Origin of the sequence: Candidatus Koribacter versatilis Ellin345 (genome assembly GCF_000014005.1) — a bacterium.
Lineage (GTDB): Bacteria > Acidobacteriota > Terriglobia > Terriglobales > Acidobacteriaceae > Korobacter > Korobacter versatilis_A.
On record NC_008009.1, the window covers coordinates 5,262,501 to 5,278,940 of the forward strand.

Annotated in this window: 15 protein-coding genes and 1 tRNA gene; 7 read left to right on the forward strand and 9 right to left on the reverse strand. The window is 58.9% G+C overall.

Annotation, left to right across the window (positions count from 1 at the left end):
- The first annotated feature begins 223 nt into the window (after positions 1-223).
- The 4 genes from ACID345_RS23065 (at position 224) to ACID345_RS23080 (ending at position 4,395) form a co-directional block, all read left to right on the forward strand.
- Positions 224-2,284: an HD family phosphohydrolase gene (locus ACID345_RS23065; protein WP_011525229.1), complete on the forward strand. Its 2,061-nt coding sequence runs from the start codon at positions 224-226 to the stop codon at positions 2,282-2,284.
- Positions 2,285-2,465: 181 nt separating this feature from the next.
- Positions 2,466-3,614, forward strand: coding sequence for a DUF2911 domain-containing protein (locus tag ACID345_RS23070; RefSeq protein WP_187148900.1), 1,149 nt, complete (start codon positions 2,466-2,468; stop codon positions 3,612-3,614).
- Between the two features lie 93 nt (positions 3,615-3,707).
- A complete protein-coding gene (locus tag ACID345_RS23075) occupies positions 3,708-3,947 on the forward strand; it encodes a type II toxin-antitoxin system Phd/YefM family antitoxin (protein ID WP_011525231.1) in 240 nt (79 codons plus the stop codon).
- 4 nt (positions 3,948-3,951) lie between these two features.
- Positions 3,952-4,395, forward strand: a complete 444-nt coding sequence (locus tag ACID345_RS23080) for a PIN domain-containing protein (protein ID WP_041856023.1) — start codon at positions 3,952-3,954, stop codon at positions 4,393-4,395.
- Between the two features lie 24 nt (positions 4,396-4,419).
- Here ACID345_RS23080 and ACID345_RS23085 read toward each other — a convergent pair whose 3' ends face one another.
- The 3 genes from ACID345_RS23085 to ACID345_RS23095 form a co-directional block, all read right to left on the reverse strand.
- Positions 4,420-5,388, reverse strand: a complete 969-nt coding sequence (locus ACID345_RS23085; protein WP_011525233.1) for a hypothetical protein — start codon at positions 5,386-5,388, stop codon at positions 4,420-4,422.
- A gap of 408 nt (positions 5,389-5,796) precedes the next feature.
- The gene (locus ACID345_RS23090; RefSeq protein ID WP_228370696.1) at positions 5,797-6,879 is read right to left on the reverse strand and encodes a calcium:proton antiporter; all 1,083 of its coding nucleotides are present in this window, start codon (positions 6,877-6,879) and stop codon (positions 5,797-5,799) included.
- 57 nt (positions 6,880-6,936) lie between these two features.
- The gene (locus tag ACID345_RS23095) at positions 6,937-9,360 is read right to left on the reverse strand and encodes a zinc-dependent metalloprotease (RefSeq protein ID WP_011525235.1); all 2,424 of its coding nucleotides are present in this window, start codon (positions 9,358-9,360) and stop codon (positions 6,937-6,939) included.
- A 123-nt stretch (positions 9,361-9,483) separates the two neighbouring features.
- Between ACID345_RS23095 and ACID345_RS23100 the strand changes: the two genes are divergently transcribed.
- Positions 9,484-9,852, forward strand: a complete 369-nt coding sequence (locus ACID345_RS23100; protein WP_011525236.1) for a hypothetical protein — start codon at positions 9,484-9,486, stop codon at positions 9,850-9,852.
- Between the two features lie 29 nt (positions 9,853-9,881).
- A complete protein-coding gene (locus ACID345_RS23105) occupies positions 9,882-10,106 on the forward strand; it encodes a DUF2905 domain-containing protein (RefSeq protein WP_011525237.1) in 225 nt (74 codons plus the stop codon).
- A gap of 49 nt (positions 10,107-10,155) precedes the next feature.
- Here ACID345_RS23105 and ACID345_RS23110 read toward each other — a convergent pair whose 3' ends face one another.
- Positions 10,156-11,100 carry a hypothetical protein gene (locus ACID345_RS23110; RefSeq protein ID WP_011525238.1) on the reverse strand — a complete coding sequence of 315 codons (945 nt, stop codon included), beginning with the start codon at positions 11,098-11,100 and terminating at the stop codon, positions 10,156-10,158.
- 257 nt (positions 11,101-11,357) lie between these two features.
- Here ACID345_RS23110 and ACID345_RS23115 point away from each other — a divergent pair, with 257 nt between their 5' ends.
- A complete protein-coding gene (locus tag ACID345_RS23115) occupies positions 11,358-13,349 on the forward strand; it encodes a M61 family metallopeptidase (protein WP_041857127.1) in 1,992 nt (663 codons plus the stop codon).
- A gap of 2 nt (positions 13,350-13,351) precedes the next feature.
- Here the strand turns inward: ACID345_RS23115 and ACID345_RS23120 are convergent, their stop codons facing one another.
- The 5 genes from ACID345_RS23120 to ACID345_RS23140 form a co-directional block, all read right to left on the reverse strand.
- Positions 13,352-13,756: a bacteriohemerythrin gene (locus ACID345_RS23120; protein WP_011525240.1), complete on the reverse strand. Its 405-nt coding sequence runs from the start codon at positions 13,754-13,756 to the stop codon at positions 13,352-13,354.
- 110 nt (positions 13,757-13,866) lie between these two features.
- Positions 13,867-14,118 (reverse strand): ubiquitin carboxyl-terminal hydrolase 14, encoded by a 252-nt coding sequence (locus tag ACID345_RS23125; RefSeq protein WP_011525241.1) that lies wholly within the window; start codon positions 14,116-14,118, stop codon positions 13,867-13,869.
- Positions 14,119-14,186: 68 nt separating this feature from the next.
- Positions 14,187-14,276, reverse strand: a tRNA-Ser gene (locus tag ACID345_RS23130).
- A 139-nt stretch (positions 14,277-14,415) separates the two neighbouring features.
- Positions 14,416-14,754, reverse strand: coding sequence for a P-II family nitrogen regulator (locus tag ACID345_RS23135; RefSeq protein ID WP_011525242.1), 339 nt, complete (start codon positions 14,752-14,754; stop codon positions 14,416-14,418).
- Between the two features lie 55 nt (positions 14,755-14,809).
- On the reverse strand, positions 14,810-16,378 hold the full coding sequence (locus tag ACID345_RS23140) for an ammonium transporter (protein ID WP_228370697.1): 1,569 nt from the start codon (positions 16,376-16,378) through the stop codon (positions 14,810-14,812).
- Positions 16,379-16,440 lie beyond the last annotated feature (62 nt).

Sequence of the window (16,440 nt, forward strand, 5' to 3'; positions counted from 1 at the left end):
CCTGGGGCCGTGTTAACCACGTGTTTAGTTGTACCGGAACTCTGCCCACTTGGCAAGCCAAGTGCCGAAAAATCAATGAGTTGCACAGAAAGTTGTGCATTTTCGGACGTTTTCTCCCGGCACGGTGTGCACTTCCGTAATCCTCGCCCTTTCGTTCCTAGGAGATACGCCGGGGCGATTGGGGTATATTTCTGCCCAACCAGTCGGTTCGTACGAAAGGTTTATGAGCACGCCAGTTCCGACGCAAGAGATGAACGCTGCCGCGCGCCCGGCCGCGATCCTGAGTTACTTCCCCAACGATCCGGAAGGCGAGCGCTTGCTCCGCGCCATTGCGGAGGCCGAGCTCGTGTCGTTCGATACCCTCGACGAAGAATTCCAGGAAGCGATTGTGATCGTCTGCGTGAACCCAGTGCGGCTCTCGCAGAATATTGCGCGTGCGCGGCGCGAAAACGTGCGCGTGATTGCCATCTCCAATGAGCGCTACGAAGAGCTAGAGATGGACTCGATCGTTCACGCCTACTTGCCACCAAATACTCCCGCTGCAATTTTGCGTCGCACGGTGGATAGCGCCGTGGCACACGTCATGCTCTGGGACGGTTTCCAGATGCTCGACGACCGCTTTGCCGGCCTGACCCGCGAGATCCACGAACTCAATCGCATTGGCGCCGCACTCAGCGCGGAACACGACACCAATAAGCTGCTCGATTTGATCCTGACCAAATGCCGCGAGCTTACCCGTGCAGACGCCGGATCGCTCTACCTTGTGGAACAAGAGCGCGCGACGGAGCCTCCAGCGCCAATCGATCCCACGCATGTATCCACGCACGGCCCCAAGGCCGCCGAAGTTCCCGCGCCCGATGTGGAGTCGGCCAGCGGCCGCAAGGTCCTGCGCTTCAAGCTGGCGCAGAACGACAGCGTCTCGATTCCCTTCCGCGAAGTCACGATTCCGATCAGCGAAAAGTCCATCGCGGGCTATGTCGCGTTGCGCGGCGAGATCGTAAACCTGCGCGACGCTTACGATCTGCCGCACGAAGTTCCGTACGCGATCAACCGCAAGTTCGACGAAGACTCCGGCTATCGCACCTGCTCGATTCTCGCGGTGCCAATGCGCGACCAGAAAGAAGAGATCGTCGGCGTCATTCAGCTCATCAACGCCAAGAATTTTGCGGACGCGCGCCTCGACTCGCCGCTTGCCGTCGCCCATGAAGTGATTCCGTTCACCAAGCACCAGCAGGAGATTATTGCGTCGTTGGCGAGCCAGGCCGCCGTAGCGTACGAGAACAGCCAGTTATACGCGAGCATCCAGAGACTCTTCGAAGGCTTCGTTAAGGCGAGCGTAACCGCAATTGAAGCTCGCGATCCAACTACGTCGGGCCATTCGTTCCGCGTCGCGAACTTGACCGTCGCACTGGCCGAAACTGTAGATCGCTGCGAAGACTCGCTCTTTGGCGACATTACCTTCACCCGTTCGGAGATGAAGGAGATCCGCTACGCTTCGCTGCTGCATGACTTCGGCAAGGTCGGTGTGCGCGAAGAAGTTCTTATCAAAGCGAAGAAGCTCTACCCCGGGCAGCTCGACTTGATCCAGCAGCGCTTCGAGTACGTGAAGCGCACGGTTGAGAACGAGAACCTGCAGTCGCGGGTGAATTACCTGCTCGAGAAATCGCGTGACGAGTATCTCGCGAAGCAGACGGAGTACGACGGCGAGCTCAAGCAGAAGCTTGAGCAACTCGATCTCTATTACCAGACGATCGTTGCCGCCAACGAGCCCACGGTGCTACCCGAGGGCAGCTTCGACAGTTTGAAAGGAATCATGCGCACTGCGTTCCACGCCTACAGTGGCGACGAACAACCGCTGCTGCGCGAAGACGAAGTGCTTCTGCTCTCCATCCGCAAAGGCTCGCTCGACGAAAGCGAACGCCTGCAGATCGAGTCGCACGTGGTGCACACCTACAACTTCCTCAGCAAAATTCCGTGGACGAAAGAGATCAGGCACATCCCCACCATCGCCCGCGGCCACCACGAAAAACTCAACGGCCTCGGCTACCCATTCAAACTCTCGGCGCCGACGATCCCAATCCAAACCCGCATGATGACCATCTCGGACATCTTCGACGCGCTCTCCGCGAGCGACCGTCCGTACAAGAAAGCCGTCAGTCAGGAACGCGCGCTGCAAATCCTCGGCTTCGCAGTAAAAGACGGCGAAGTGGATGGCGCGCTGCTCAAACTGTTCATCGACGGCAAAGTGTTCGAGCGGTGGAAGGTCGAACCGTTCCCGTACTAGCTCGGGAATTCACAGTTACGCAGGACGCAGCCACTGAAGGGTTGCATTACGCAAAGCAGCATCTCCGTCCCTATTTCCTCCCAGTCCGTCCCGTCTTTTCCTCTATAGAGCCAGTACGTCTCTAATTTTGCTGCGAGCCGGTCTATAACTACTCAGCCAACTGATGGACAGGAGTGTCACCGTGAAATTCGCATGGGCCGCAATTCTTCTTCTGATGTTCTCGATCGTGGCTGCCGCACAGGAAACTTCGGAAGTCGCGACTCCTCCCAATGGCGACAATCAGCACGCATCCGTCTCGCAATGGATTGGCCCAGTGAAAATCTCCATCGACTACCACAGTCCCAGGGTCCACAACCCCGCGGAGAACGATCGCACCGGCCACATCTGGGGAGAACTGGTGCACTACGGCTTCGTCGACGAGGGCTTTGGCCCGACGCAGGCCGCGCCCTGGCGTGCCGGTGCGAACGAGAGCACCGCCATCACCTTCTCTCACGACGTGAAAGTCGAAGGCAAAGACCTGAAGGCCGGGACCTACGCGCTCTTTCTCGATGTGGAGAAAACTAGCCCCTGGCAGTGGATCTTCTCTAACCACCAGGGCTGGGGAAGTTTTCAATACGATCGCAAGGATGACGTTCTGCGCGTCCCCGTCGCTGCGCAGGACGCACCGTTCACCGAATTCCTCACGTACGGCTTCGACGATCGCCGGCCGGATTCCGCGGTGGCTTACCTGCAATGGGAAAAGAAGCGGGTCCCCTTCAAAGTTGAGGTTCCCAATGTGAAGGCGCTCTATGTCGCGAAGATGCGTCAGGACCTGCAATCGTGGGCGGGATTCAACTACCAGGACTGGCAGACCGCCGCGCAATTCTGTGCAGATAACAAGATCAATCTCGAGGAAGCGCTGACCTGGGCGGACAAGGCGATCAACGGCCCATTCCGTGGCGCGACCATTGGACACGAGGAGTTTGCCACTCTCTCCACCAAAGCAGCCGTGCTGAGCGCCATGGGCCGTGAAGCGGATGCCGACAGCGTGATGGACAAAGCCCTGCATCTGCGCGCAACCGACGCGTACTCCGTTTATGCCTATGGCATGGGACTACTGCGCAACGACAAAAAAGACAAAGCGATGAAGGCATTCACGTTCAATCAGCAGCAACATCCGGAAGACAAGTTCTGGACCGCGCTGGGACTCGCTCGCGGCTACTCCGCTAACGGCGACAAGAAGAATGCAATCGCGAATTGGGAAATCGTGGTGAAGAACGTGCCCGCCAACCTGAGCAACCGAACCGCCGGATACGAGGCAGCGCTGAAGAAATTGAAAGAGGCGATCTGAGAGGTTGTGGCCAAAAGCGGCGAAGTCGTTACCTTGGTGCGACAGCACTGAGGAATCCTTGACCGCCTCCCCTAAAGTAGTTAAAATCACTACATGGATAAGCACGTATCGGCTGCGGATGCGAACCGCGAGTTTTCGCGCCTTCTGCAACAGGTGAAGAAGGGCGAATCCTTCGTCGTAACCAGCCACGGAAAGCCGGTTGCCAAGATCACACCTTTCGACCACGACACTCGGGTCTCGCAAAGTGCCTGGAAACTCCTGCTCGCTCGGTTCGCCGCGACGCCTGCGCGCGATGTCGGACGCTTGACCCGCGATGAGCTCTACGACGAATAGAACGATGCGCATAGGCTTGGACACGAACGTTTTGTTTTATGCCGAAGGACTCAACGGCGAAGTCAAACAGCGCGCGATTCTCGATATCCTGACCGCCCTTCCCCAGGATCGGATCGTAGTTCCGGTTCAATGCCTCGGAGAATTCTTTCACGCCTTGGTGCGAAAGGGTGGGTACTCTCGTCGGGAGGCTCAGCTTGCCGTGATGGCCGTGCAGGACTCTACCGCCGTCGCCGACACCACGGCGGAGGTTCTACTCGCCGCGGCAGATCTGGCAGCACAGCACCAATTCACGATTTGGGATTCGGTCGTTATGGCAGCGGCGTCGCGCGCCGGCTGCAGGTTGCTTCTTTCCGAGGATCTTCAGGATGGCTTCACGTGGTCTGGCCTCACGATTGCCAACCCGCTTGCAGCGAAAATCCACCCATTGCTCGAGTCACTTCTGCACTAGATTCCGGCACGCGAGCCGCCGCGCTCACCGTTTCGAAACCGAATTCGACCCGTAGTTCACGGCCCAGACATTGGCGCCGTCGAACGCGAGGGCGTAGGGCTGTTTGCCGACGGGGTAGTTGGTGACCGTCGTCCCACCGTCAATCCAATCAATTTTCGACAGCGACGAACTGGAAGAGTTTGCCACCCATACGTCATGCCCGTCGTAGATGACGCCTCGCGGCACAAGTCCCACCGGAATTGTGGCATTGACGCTTCCGTCAAGGAGCATAAGGACCGCCGTGTTGCTTCCTGCGTTCGTCACGACCATCAAACGGGCGCCCCCGTAAATCGGCTCCGGCACAAACGCGATTCCCCACGGCTGTGACCCGCCGGACGAATACGTCCCAATCACCGCTCCGGTCTGCGTATTGAGCTTCGAGACGGTGTTGTCGCCGAAGTTGGTGACCCAGATATCGGTACCATCGAAAGCTACGTTCATCGGTTCCTTGCCGATGGGGAAACAGGTAGCAAAGGCGCCGTCGATGGCGCGGATGCGGGTGACACAGTTATGCGGCTGGTTGGCAATCCACATGTATGTGCCGTCGAACGCGATACCTCGCGAACCGTACTTGATCGGGTAAGAAATGGGCGATCCGCCGGATGGGCGGAACTTGTAGACCGCGCTATCCGGGTAACTCGTGACCCACATATATTCGCCATCGTAAGCGAGGGCCCATGGCGATGTGCCAACCGAACCGGGCCCCAGAGCGGCTCCCGAACCGTCGAAGGTGTTTAGGGGGATGACTCTGCCATCGCCGGAGCTCGCAATCCAGATGTGCTGTCCATCAAATGCGATCCCGGCGGGGGCGGCGCCGTAGCTAAACGTGGGCACCGTAGTGGGCGCGTACTTCAGGAGGGCGATTTCGGCAACCGTGTATGAGGGTGCTGCTTGTGCGAAAACACAGATCGGAGCAACTAGGAGGAGAAGCAGCAGCGCATAGCGTTTCAGCATGAAGGCCTCCAGAGCTGGATTGGCGAACGCAGTATAGTCAGCTGAACGCAGCCTTCAAGATGAATTCGGAAGCAGCCATCATTGAGGTCCGAATAAGAAACGGTGTGATCCATCTCACGCGCACCCGTGCGGCAGCTCACATCCTTCGTGACACCATCTGATTAACATGCCCTACTGGGGCATTCCCAAACGCAACCCAGCTCTTTGACAACATCGAGGCCCACCGGTCCGCCTGAACACGATTTCGACGCTACTAAGTCTTTTGTTTGGAATATTTTGCCTATAACTCCTTTCGATGGAATATTTTGCAGGCTATGCAATAGCTAAGTCTCGCGTTTTGAAGAATTTGCGATTTTTTAGAGGGGAGGGGGTACTCTTGAGGCAACGGGCTCTTCCAGCGTCTGATCGCTAGGGAACGAAGGCCAGGAACAGGAAGGCGGCGAGCAGCACGAGATGCACAATGCCTTGCAGCACAGTGGTGCGTCCGGTCCCGAGGGTGACGAGACTCATTACCAGCGTTAGCCCCAGCAATACCGACTCGGTGCGTCCCAGGCCCAGGATGATCGGTTTGTGAAGAGCAATTGCAACTGCGGCCGTGGCGGGAATCGTGAGGCCGATCGTGGCCAGCGCGGAACCAAGAGCTAGGTTCATGCTGGTTTGAATGCGATTAGCTCGCGCCGCTCGCACCGCCGCCAGGCCCTCGGGAAGCAGCACCACGCCGGCAATCAGGATGCCGACGACGCTCTTAGGGGCGCCGGCATTTTCAATCATCTTCTCCACCGCTGGCGTAATCGATTTTGCCAGCGCAACCACGGCCACGAGTGAGACCAGCAACAGTCCGGAACTGGCCAAAGTCATGCGGTTGCTCGGCGGCGGCGTGTGCGCTTCTTCTGCACCAGAGCCTTCGGCGGGCAGGAAGTAATCGCGATGGCGGACCGTCTGTACGAAGACGAACGAGCCATACAGCACCAGGGAGGCCGCGGCGGCGAACACCAGTTGCGCGGAACTGAACGTCCCCACGCCGGTGGTAGTGGTGATGTTCGGAAAGACCAGGGTGAGGGTGCTCAGGGCGATGAGCACGGAGAGCGCCGCGTTCGTGCCCTGCAGTTGAAATCCCTGCTCGCGGTGTCGGACGCCTCCCGCTAAAAGGCAGAGACCAACGATCCCGTTGCAAACGATCATGACGGCAGCAAACACGGTGTCGCGGGCAACCTGGGCTTTTTCCGGACCGCTCGAAATCATCATTGAAGCAATCAGCGCTACTTCAATGATCGTAACTGCGAGCGCCAGGACCAGCGTTCCAAATGGCTCGCCGACCCGGTGGGCGATCAACTCGGCGTGATACACCGCAGCAAAAACAACCGCGAAGATCGCAAGACCTTCGACCGTCGCCAACCACACGTTGCCGCGAAGGAAAATCCCTGCCACGAGCAAGGCCCAGCCAAACAACGGCCAAGCCATCGCCCACCACGGCATTTTTGAAGTGCTCACACCCATCACCACGCATTATCGCAGTGTTGGGTTGAACACGGTAACGCGATTCCGGACCTAAACGGGTGGGCCTTCCGGCGCTCCGCTCGGCTTCGGCTTCGGCGTGTTGTTCTTCGGATCGCGGAGGAAGCGCTCGATTTCATTTGCGAGGCGCGGGTTGGAAGTGCCGATTGCCTGCTGCGACGCGAGTATGCCGCGATAGGCTGCGGCTTGGGTTTCCGGCGTAGCCGTTTCATCGGCTGCCAGCGCCATTAGCTGCTCGGCGACAGAAGACTGCACGACTTCGCCGAGCGGATCGTTGGCATCGGCTGCGGCACGCTTCACCAGTGCGTCGATGACTTCGTCGGCGCCCACGGCATTCGCGTCTTCGGTGTGGATTGCAATCAGGCGCTCGATCCGGCGCGGCATAAGTAAACCACCGACGACGACATCAGCCACGGCGCGCGCGCCGTCTTGAGGGCTGAAGACATAACCTGACGGCGATTTGAAGCGCTCGTTGTCGGCGTAGTCACGGTTTTCCAGCGGCACTAGCGCGGACCAGACTTCGGGAGCGATGCGTAGCTCTCTCGGATCGAGCGCGGAGGTTAGCAGGTTGAGTGCTTCGCGCTGCTGATCAGCGGGCCAGACTTCGAAGGGCTTGTTGCCGTCACCAACGAGCGCAGGTGGAACTTTCGCGCTGCCGACGACATTCACCGCTGCTCCAAGTCCGTAGCGGTGGAAAAGGTAGATGAGCGCATAGCGCGAGGCGAAGTCTGACCACGGCTCGCCTTTGCGCATGAGCGCCGGCGTGTAGAGCTTCACCAGCGCATCGCGTACGGGCATGACTTGCTTGAGCCAGGTAACAGGATCGGTGCCGTCGTCGTAAGCATTCCAGCGCGGGTCTTCAAAGTTGCCCCAGAAGACGCCCTGCTTGTTCCATCGCTCCACGACGGCTTCGAGGCGCTGCGCTTCGGCGGCGGGCGGTTCGTTGCCGAGCGTGCTGTAGCCCCACTCGATGGCGAACTTGTCGTAACTGCCGACGCCCTGCATGTAAGCGTCGCTCATGTCGGCGGTGCCGTCGGCGCGGATCTTCACGCGCGGCGCGAAGTAATCCATCACGCTGCCGCGGCCGAAGGTACTGGCGACGAAGTTGTGGTCGAGACCGAGGACATGTCCCATCTCGTGGCACGTGAGCAGCGCGAGACGGCGCGTCATAGCTTCGTCTTCCGTAAGACGCGGGTCGGCGCGATCGAGTTCGGAGAAGATTCCGGGATCAGGCTCGGCGTTCGCGGAGGGAGGCTGCAGCACGTTCCAGTAGTTGTGGACGGTGCGCATCCGGTGCGAGTCGAGCTGCACGATAGCGTGCAGGATCTCGCCAGTACGCGGGTCGGTTTGCACCATGCCGACCGACCAGCCGCGGCCGGAGCGGTTCGTCCACTGAATGGTCGGATAGCGCATGTCGAGCGGGTCCGCGCCTTCGGGCAGGTCTTCGACGACGAGCGCGTTCTTGAAGCCCGCCTGTTCGAAGGCCTGGTTCCACCACAATGCGCCCTGTCGCGCGGCGCTGCGGATGGGCTCAGGCATGGCGCGGTCGAGATAGAAGGTGATGGGCTTCACCGGCTCGCTGAGTGCGGCGCCGGGATTCTTCCTCACCAAGCGCCAGCGGTTGATCAACAGGCGTTCGATGGGCTGATTGTAGGGGCGGGAGAAGTCCTGGAAGCCATTGCCGAAGTAGCCGACACGGGGATCGCTCTCGCGCGGTTCGTAGCCCGACTCGGGCAGCTGCATGAAGGAATGGTGCTGGCGCACGCTGAGGGTGCGGGCATCGGGCTGATTGAAACGCGCGCCGGGCTTGTCGGTAGTGAAGGTGAGGAGCGCTTCGGCTTCGGTGTTAAGCGGAAAAGCGCGGGTGTGGTCCATGTCCACGACACTGCGCTCGGCATCGAGCTTCCACTTGGGGGCGTCGGGTCCGGCGGGAACGGGCCGGATGTTGCCGTTGGTGGCGCGCAGCGGACGCTCGAATTGTCCGACGAGATCGAAGGCATCGCGCACGATGAGAGAGGTGGCGTTCACGTAGAGCGTGCCGTTGGTCTCGGAGACAATCGGCATCGCAGCGAGAACAGAGGTTGGGAAGCTGGCTTCGACGGACTTCTGAAGTTCCGCACTGCCGTTGGACGCGCGAAACCCGGTGTTCTCGGAGATGAGTAACACTTTGGGCCCGACGCGGCGGAAACGGCAAAGCTGAGCGCGCTCGCCGAGGGTGCTGCGGTCAGCGAAGAGTTCGGTGGAACCGACGCCGCTGGCGAGAGAAGTGAAGTAGAGAAACTCGCGCTGCATCGCGGTGGGCGTGAGTTCGAAGAGGAGTTCGCCCTTGGATTCGTCCCACTCGAAGGGAATGAAGCCGTCGTGGCGGGTGAGACCGCTGACGTTGCGCGTAGTTTGTGCGGAGACGAGCGAACAGACGAGTACGAACAAAAGGATGATCGACAGCTTCAATTTCATCAATGAACCCCGGTACGAGAAGAACGCGAGTAGCAGCATTTGTATTCCATTGGGCGCGGGTCAGGCAAATTAAGGATGAAACCTGCTGCTCGGGATTCGCGTCAAACCTTGGAGAGGCTCCCCATGGATTTGAAGTACGCCGTCTCGATCATCGGAAATTTCATTCTCATCGCGGGACTCGCGATTGCGGGGTTCCACTTTTTTGCCGAATATCATGCGACCGGCAAGTGGGCGAAGAACATCACGGGACTGCTTGCGGGACTGGGTTTGCTGACACTGGCGTTCGCGCTGATGATTACACCGGCAAATGCAGAAGTGATCGCGGCGATTGCCGATACGAAGGCGAATGTGGTCTTCCTGGGGATCAGTAGTGCCCTGCTGCTGGCGGCAATTATGGCGTTCGGGATCATTACGTATTCGAAGCCGCTGCGGCTGTTGCACCAACGGCGGATCCAGCGGGATTTGAATCGGGATTTGCCGAAGATCCCGTAGATATTCGTGGAACGAGATGACAGAAGACAATGAATGATCTCGGGCGTGCGGTGATTCTGATGGGGGTTGTGCTCGTCGTGATTGGCGGGGCGATCCTGTTGATTGGACGCGCAGGCATTCCGCTTGGACGACTGCCGGGCGACATCAGCTATCGCGGCAAGCACACAACGTTCTACTTTCCAGTCGTAACGTGCATCGTGATCAGCGTTGTGCTCTCGCTAATCTCGTGGCTGGTGCAACACTTCCGCAAATAAGAAAGCCGCCCGGAGCGAGTCCGAACGGCCTCATTCAATTCAACACAACTTAGTGTCCGTCGAGGCAGCCTTTCTGTCCGCTGCTGTTGGGATAGCCGGTGCCTGCGGTGTAGGCGGCGTTTGACCATTCGCCCTGAATCTTCCAAATGGTGCCGTTGCTGAAGGTGACGTGCGCCACATTGAACGTCCAGGCGCATTTGTCGCCATTCTCCGCACCGCTAGAGTCGTACCAGGCGCCGGGGCTCGCTGGATCGCTGCGAGCTTCGGAGAGTTCGTGGCCACTGACGTTCGCGATGGCAGCGAGACCCTGCGAGTGGCCGGTCTGCGTGTCTTGCGGATCGCAGCCAGCATCGCCGTCGAGGTTGAAGAAGTATGCAAACTCGATGCGCTTCCCGTTGCACGAACCAGAGCTGTGCCAGGCGCAATAGCCCGCCGAGCCGCGCTTCTTGTCCGCGTAAACGGCGTAGTAGCCGTTGCCGGTGCCATCGAGCGGGAGAGCACCGTTCGTGATCTCTTTGCAGACTTCGTTAAGGATGGTGGTTGTATTGTTTCCGCCGGCTGACGCGCTGGTGTCGACGACGTGGTTATGCGAAGTTCCGCCAGCCCCCACCTGGCCGTTGGAGCCAGTGTATTCGTCGGAGGTTTTTGCGTAGTTGGAGTTGATGAAGCCGGCGTAGTAGCTGTCAATGCCACTCATCTTGTCGCCGGAATAGCCGCCCCAGGTTGTACCCCAGAAGATCGAGTAGGTGTTCGCGGTCGGCATGATTACGCCGCCGTGATACGTCATGTTGGCAGTGCGTCGCGCGTTGGTGACGACGCGCGCGTCTGGAGAAGCGGGGGGAGTAACGCCCTTCGCCCAGTGAATGCCGAGCATTGGGGGATCTTGCGATCGCGGGTTCTGATTCTCGTAGCGAGACGAGGCCGCGTTGGATGTTTCCTGCGCAAAAGCGATTGCACCGGCAAGCAGAACTACCAAGAGAAAACCAGACTTCATACAACCTCCATTTCGATTTGTCTGCCCTCGAAGTCGCTGGACGCCGATTGGTTTCTTGCGCCGACATCCCTTGCTTCGATCAACGTACGATTTGAGGCCGTTCAGAAGGGTCTTAACTGAGTGGACCGCATCCACACGCGGTCCGAAAGAATTGGGAAACTCTACTCAAGATAGTAATTGGCTGTCAAGTTGGCCGAAAAGTGCCGAACCGTGGAAAACTGATTAAACCGTTTCAAGCGTATACACTGTTGCGCACCATGAAGTTTTCGCTCGTTTGCTGCCTTACATTCAGCTCTCTTTTCATCGCCAACGCGCTAGCGCAGGTCAAAAACCCACCGCAACCGCAACCTACTCCACTGCCGCCGGCGATTGTTGCGCCTCTTGATAAACCATACCCCGCGCCGGTGCAGCTCGAAGTGGATGTAACGGACACCTCGCACCACGTAATGCATGTGCGCGAGGTCGTTCCCGTCGAGAGCGGCGCGAAGGAGTCGGTGCTGCTCTATCCGCAATGGATTCCGGGACACCATTCGCCAACGGGACCCATCTCGCATTTGGCCGGAATCGTGACGAACGTGGATGGCAAGCGCGTGCAGTGGGTGCGCGATCGCGTGAATGTGTTCGCATTCCATGTGCCGCTCCATCCCGGCGCGAGGACTGTGGAACTTGAGTTCGACTATCTTTCTCCGAACCGGCAGGCCGAAGGACGTATCGAGATGTCGGATGCAATTGCCGACATCGAGTGGAGCGAAGTGGTGATGTATCCCGCGGGCTACTTCACGCGACAGATTCCGTTCAACGCTGCGCTGAAGCTTCCCGAAGGTTGGAAGTATGCTACGGCGCTGGAAACGGACAGCGAGAACGGCGCAGCCGTAAAGTTCAAGCAGACGACGCTGAACACGCTGGCCGATTCGCCAGTTTATGCGGGGCGCTACTTCAAGCGGATTGACCTGTCGCCGACGCAGACCGACATCGTGCATCTCGATCTCTTCGCAGATGAAGAGAAGGACCTGGCGATCACGCCAGAGCAATTGGAGAAGCACAAGAACCTGACGATGGAGGCGGACAAACTCTACGGTTCGCATCACTACAACCACTACGACCTGTTGCTGTTATTGAGCGATAAGGTCGGCGGGATTGGGTTGGAGCATCATCAGTCGAGCGAGAACGGGCTGCCGGCGAAGTACTTCACCGACTGGAGCAACGGCGTGCTCGGTCGCGATTTGCTCTCACACGAGTACACGCATTCGTGGAATGGGAAGTTCCGGCGTCCGGCGGACCTGTGGACACCGAACTTCAACGTGCCCATGCGTGACGATCTGTTGTGGGTGTATGAGGGCATGACCCAGTACTGGGGAATCGTGCTGGCGGCACGCTCGGGTTTGCGTTCTCCCGAAGAGACACGCGACATAATTGCGCACGTAGCGGCGGGCTTCGAACATATGCCGGGGCGCAGTTGGCGTCCGATGGTGGATACCACCAACCAGCCGACGGTCTCGCAACGTCGGCCGGTAAGTTTCGTGAGCTGGCAGCTTCCTGAAAATTACTACGAAGAAGGCGCGCTGATCTGGCTTGACGCGGACACGAAGATCCGCGAACTGACCAACGGAAAGAAGTCGCTCGATGATTTCGCGAAGGCCTTCATGGGTGAGTACAACGGAAGCTTCGTCACCTATACCTACTCCCTCGACGACGTGGCCAAGACCCTCAACAGCGTGGCGCCCTACGACTGGGCGGCGTTTCTGCGCGAACGCGTTTATGACTTGCATCCCACGGTGCCCGAAGACGGCATCACCCGCGGCGGCTACAAACTGGCGTACAGCGACACTGAGCAGGAGTGGATGACGCGCAACAACGCGGCTGAGGGCGAGGCGGACTTTTCGACTTCACTCGGGCTTGATCTTGCGGTTCCGAAGCCGGGTAGCGGCGACGACAGCGGCCCATCGGGAGCGTTGCTCGAAGTGACGTGGGACAGTCCCGCATTCAAGGCTGGTGTCACTCCGGATATGCAGCTCGTATCGGTGAATGGCAAGGAATACTCGCCGGAATTGTTGCGCGATGCGATCCTGGCAGCGGAACAGTCGAAGCAGCCGATGCAGTTGCAATTCAAAAGCAATAATGAGTTCAAGACGTTCGCGATTCCGTATTACGACGGACTTCGGGTGCCTTCATTGCAACGAGTCGAGGGGACGCCGTCCAGGCTGGACGACATTCTTGCGCCGAGTAAGAGCGCGTTGCCGGCGATGTAGCGCTAACGAATTCCGCGTTGATTGAGATAGCCGGCGTACTGCAGATCGATCTTCAGGATGTGCTGTCGCAGCCAGGAATCGAGAAACAAGAGCAAGGAAACGGGGACTCCCTGCTTTCCCGCTTTGCGGTCGTGCTCGTATGTTTCCAACTGGCGGCGCGCCTGGTCATGTTCCGCGCGATGGGCCTCATAGCCGGGGAAGCCGTTCTCTAGCATCAGTTCTTCCTCGTGCGTGAAGTGCTGTTCCGCCCAGTTCGTCACCTTGGCGAGGACCGTGTCGATCACTAATTGCCCGCTGCCAGCGGCGAGGGCATTATCAAGTTCATGCATCACGTTGAAGAGGCTGCGGTGTTCGTTATCCATAACGGACACGCCGACGCTGTAACTGCTTTTCCAGCGAATCGTCAAGATTGTTCCCCGAGGGAGTAACCCCACTCCCGAACTGAACTGAGCTTCTGTTTTACCGGGAATTCAGCCTTGAGGATGTGATTAAAATCACAAAGCAATCAGCGCCGCGCTCAAACCTCGGTTTGGTCTACATAGCACCAGCGCCAGTCTTCGCCGGGCTCGAACGATTGCATGATCGGGTGCTTGGAACTGTGAAAGTGTTTGGTCGCGTGTTTGTTGACCGAGCTGTCGCAGCAGCCGACGTGTCCGCAGATGAGGCACAGACGCAGGTGCACCCATGTGGAGCCCATCTTAAGACACTCTTCGCAACCGTCAGCCGACGGCGTGACTTCGCGGATTTCAGAAAGATGCTTGCACTTCATAAGGGCCTCCGAACAAATGCGTTTGGGTTGGACGAGAGAAGTGCAGGATGAGATGCAAAAGAAGTGAATGGCGGAGGGAGAGGGATTCGAACCCCCGTTACGGTTTCCCGTAAAGCGGTTTTCAAGACCGCCTGTTTCAACCGCTCACACATCCCTCCGCGGGTTGAAAGGCGTGTGGTGGCTTCAGTTTACCGCATTCTGCGGGGTGGCTTGGCTGGACGCCTCAAAAGGAAGGATGCGCTCCTAAGCTGCCGGGCGCGCGGTGAATTGCGGCCGGCAGCGAGGAGCGCTTGGGAGTTAGATGGCCGCTACGCCCCGCTCCTGGTTGCGTATGCGGATGGCTTCGTCCACTTTGTAGAGAAAGATCTTGCCGTCGCCGATTTGACCGCTGGCTGCGGATTGGAGGATGGTCTCCACCGCTTCATCCACGCGTTCGTCGTCGATCACGACTTCGATCTTGATCTTCGGCAGGAACGAGACGTCGTACTCACGGCCACGGTAGGTTTCGGTGTGACCCTTCTGCCTTCCGTGACCGCGCACCTCTGAGACGGTCATGCCGTCGATACCGATGGCGACAAGCGCATCTTTCACTTCGTCGAGTTTCCTGGGCTGAATAATCGCTTCCAATTTCGTCATTCATCTCTCCTCATCTCGTGAAGGGACCTGGTTCGTTGTTTGGCGTTGTTAGCGATCACTTGTGCGCAGTTGCACCTGCCACTGCTTCGGTGAGCTTGACCGGATGTTTCTCCACCGCGTGGTGCTGCGGCGGTGCGCCGCTCGGCGAAGCGAGCGCCGAGATGACGTATTCCGGATACGCCGGGATACCGTGCTCGTGAAGGTCGATGCCATACAACTCGCCCTCTTCAGAAACACGCAGCGTGCCGGTTGCGTTCACCGCATACATCAACGCCAAAGCCACGCCAAACGTGGCGAAAGTGATGATCGCGCTGCCGATTGCCTGCGCGGTCAGGAGTTGGAAACCACCGCCGTAGAACAGTCCTTTCAAAGCAGCGGAGTTGTCGGGCGCAAGCGGACCGGTAGAACCGTACTTGCCGCAGGCGAAGAGTCCCAGCGAAAGCGTGCCCCAGATACCGCAGAGCCCGTGCACCGGAACTGCGCCGATAGGATCGTCAATGCGTAGCCATTCGAGCGCTTCGACGCCGAGAATCACGACCACGCCAGCGACGCCACCGAGCATGATGGCGCCCGTCGGACTCACCCAATAACAGGGACAAGTCACGGCCACGAGCCCGGCGAGGAAGCCGTTGACGGTGAAGCCGACGTCCCACTTCTTGCTGAGGAAATATCCGTAGGCCATCGCCGTGAGACCAGCCGCGCAGGCAGCGAGCGTGGTGTTGGTAGCGACGCGGCCAATGCCCTCGAAATCCATGGCGGAGAGTGTGCTGCCGGGGTTGAAGCCGTACCAGCCGAACCACAACAGAAGACCGCCGCTGGCCGCGATGGTCAAGTCGTGCGGCAACATCGGAGCGCCGCCGTCGCGCTTGAACTTACGTCCAAGCCGCGGGCCGAGGACGATCGAACCGGCGAGTGCGATAAATCCGCCGATGGTGTGAACCACCGTCGAGCCGGCGAAGTCGTGGAAGCTGATACCGACCGAGGGGAGGAAGTAGCCCGACGATCCCATGGTCGCAAGGAAGCCATCTGGTCCCCACGCCCAGTGTCCAACGATTGGGTAAATGAAGCCCGAGACACCGACGCTGTAAATCAGGTCGCCGACGAAGCCGGTGCGGCCGATCATGGCGCCCGACGTGATCGTCGAGCAGGTATCGGCAAAAGCAAACTGGAAGAGCCAGAAGGCGAGGAACGCGACGCCGGTGGTCTCGTAAGTCGCGGGCACGTCTTTGAGGAAGAACCAGTGGTAGCCGATGAATCCGTTGCCGTGGCTGAACATGAACGCAAATCCGAATGCGTAGAACAGCAAGCCGCAGAGGCAAGTGTCCACGATGCATTCCATCAGCACGTTCACGGTTTCACGAGAGCGACAGAAGCCGGCCTCGAGCATGGTGAAACCGACCTGCATACCGAAGACAAGGAAGGCCGCGATCAACGTCCAGACGGTGTTGATCGGGTTCACAATGTCGGCGGCTTTCACGGCCGTATCAGAAGCGAGCGCAGTGGTGAAGAAGAGACCTGTAATCACCACCATCGCGAGCATCACGACGGAGATGCCGATCGCCTTGCCGGCAGCGACTGTCGCTCCGTAACGACGCCACTCTGGATCCCGCAACCGGGTGGCCAACCGAGTAAACTTCTGCGCCAAAGACAATTTCGACCTGTGTTGTGGGACGTGATTCATTGCAC

Coding starts and splice junctions, on each gene's coding strand:
- ACID345_RS23065 (WP_011525229.1), top strand. CDS start 224: ATGAGCACGCCAGTTCCGACGCAAGAGATGAACGCTGCCGCGCGCCCG.
- ACID345_RS23075 (WP_011525231.1), top strand. CDS start 3,708: ATGGATAAGCACGTATCGGCTGCGGATGCGAACCGCGAGTTTTCGCGC.
- ACID345_RS23080 (WP_041856023.1), top strand. CDS start 3,952: ATGCGCATAGGCTTGGACACGAACGTTTTGTTTTATGCCGAAGGACTC.
- ACID345_RS23085 (WP_011525233.1), bottom strand. CDS start 5,388: ATGCTGAAACGCTATGCGCTGCTGCTTCTCCTCCTAGTTGCTCCGATC.
- ACID345_RS23095 (WP_011525235.1), bottom strand. CDS start 9,360: ATGAAATTGAAGCTGTCGATCATCCTTTTGTTCGTACTCGTCTGTTCG.
- ACID345_RS23100 (WP_011525236.1), top strand. CDS start 9,484: ATGGATTTGAAGTACGCCGTCTCGATCATCGGAAATTTCATTCTCATC.
- ACID345_RS23105 (WP_011525237.1), top strand. CDS start 9,882: ATGAATGATCTCGGGCGTGCGGTGATTCTGATGGGGGTTGTGCTCGTC.
- ACID345_RS23110 (WP_011525238.1), bottom strand. CDS start 11,100: ATGAAGTCTGGTTTTCTCTTGGTAGTTCTGCTTGCCGGTGCAATCGCT.
- ACID345_RS23115 (WP_041857127.1), top strand. CDS start 11,358: ATGAAGTTTTCGCTCGTTTGCTGCCTTACATTCAGCTCTCTTTTCATC.
- ACID345_RS23125 (WP_011525241.1), bottom strand. CDS start 14,118: ATGAAGTGCAAGCATCTTTCTGAAATCCGCGAAGTCACGCCGTCGGCT.
- ACID345_RS23135 (WP_011525242.1), bottom strand. CDS start 14,754: ATGACGAAATTGGAAGCGATTATTCAGCCCAGGAAACTCGACGAAGTG.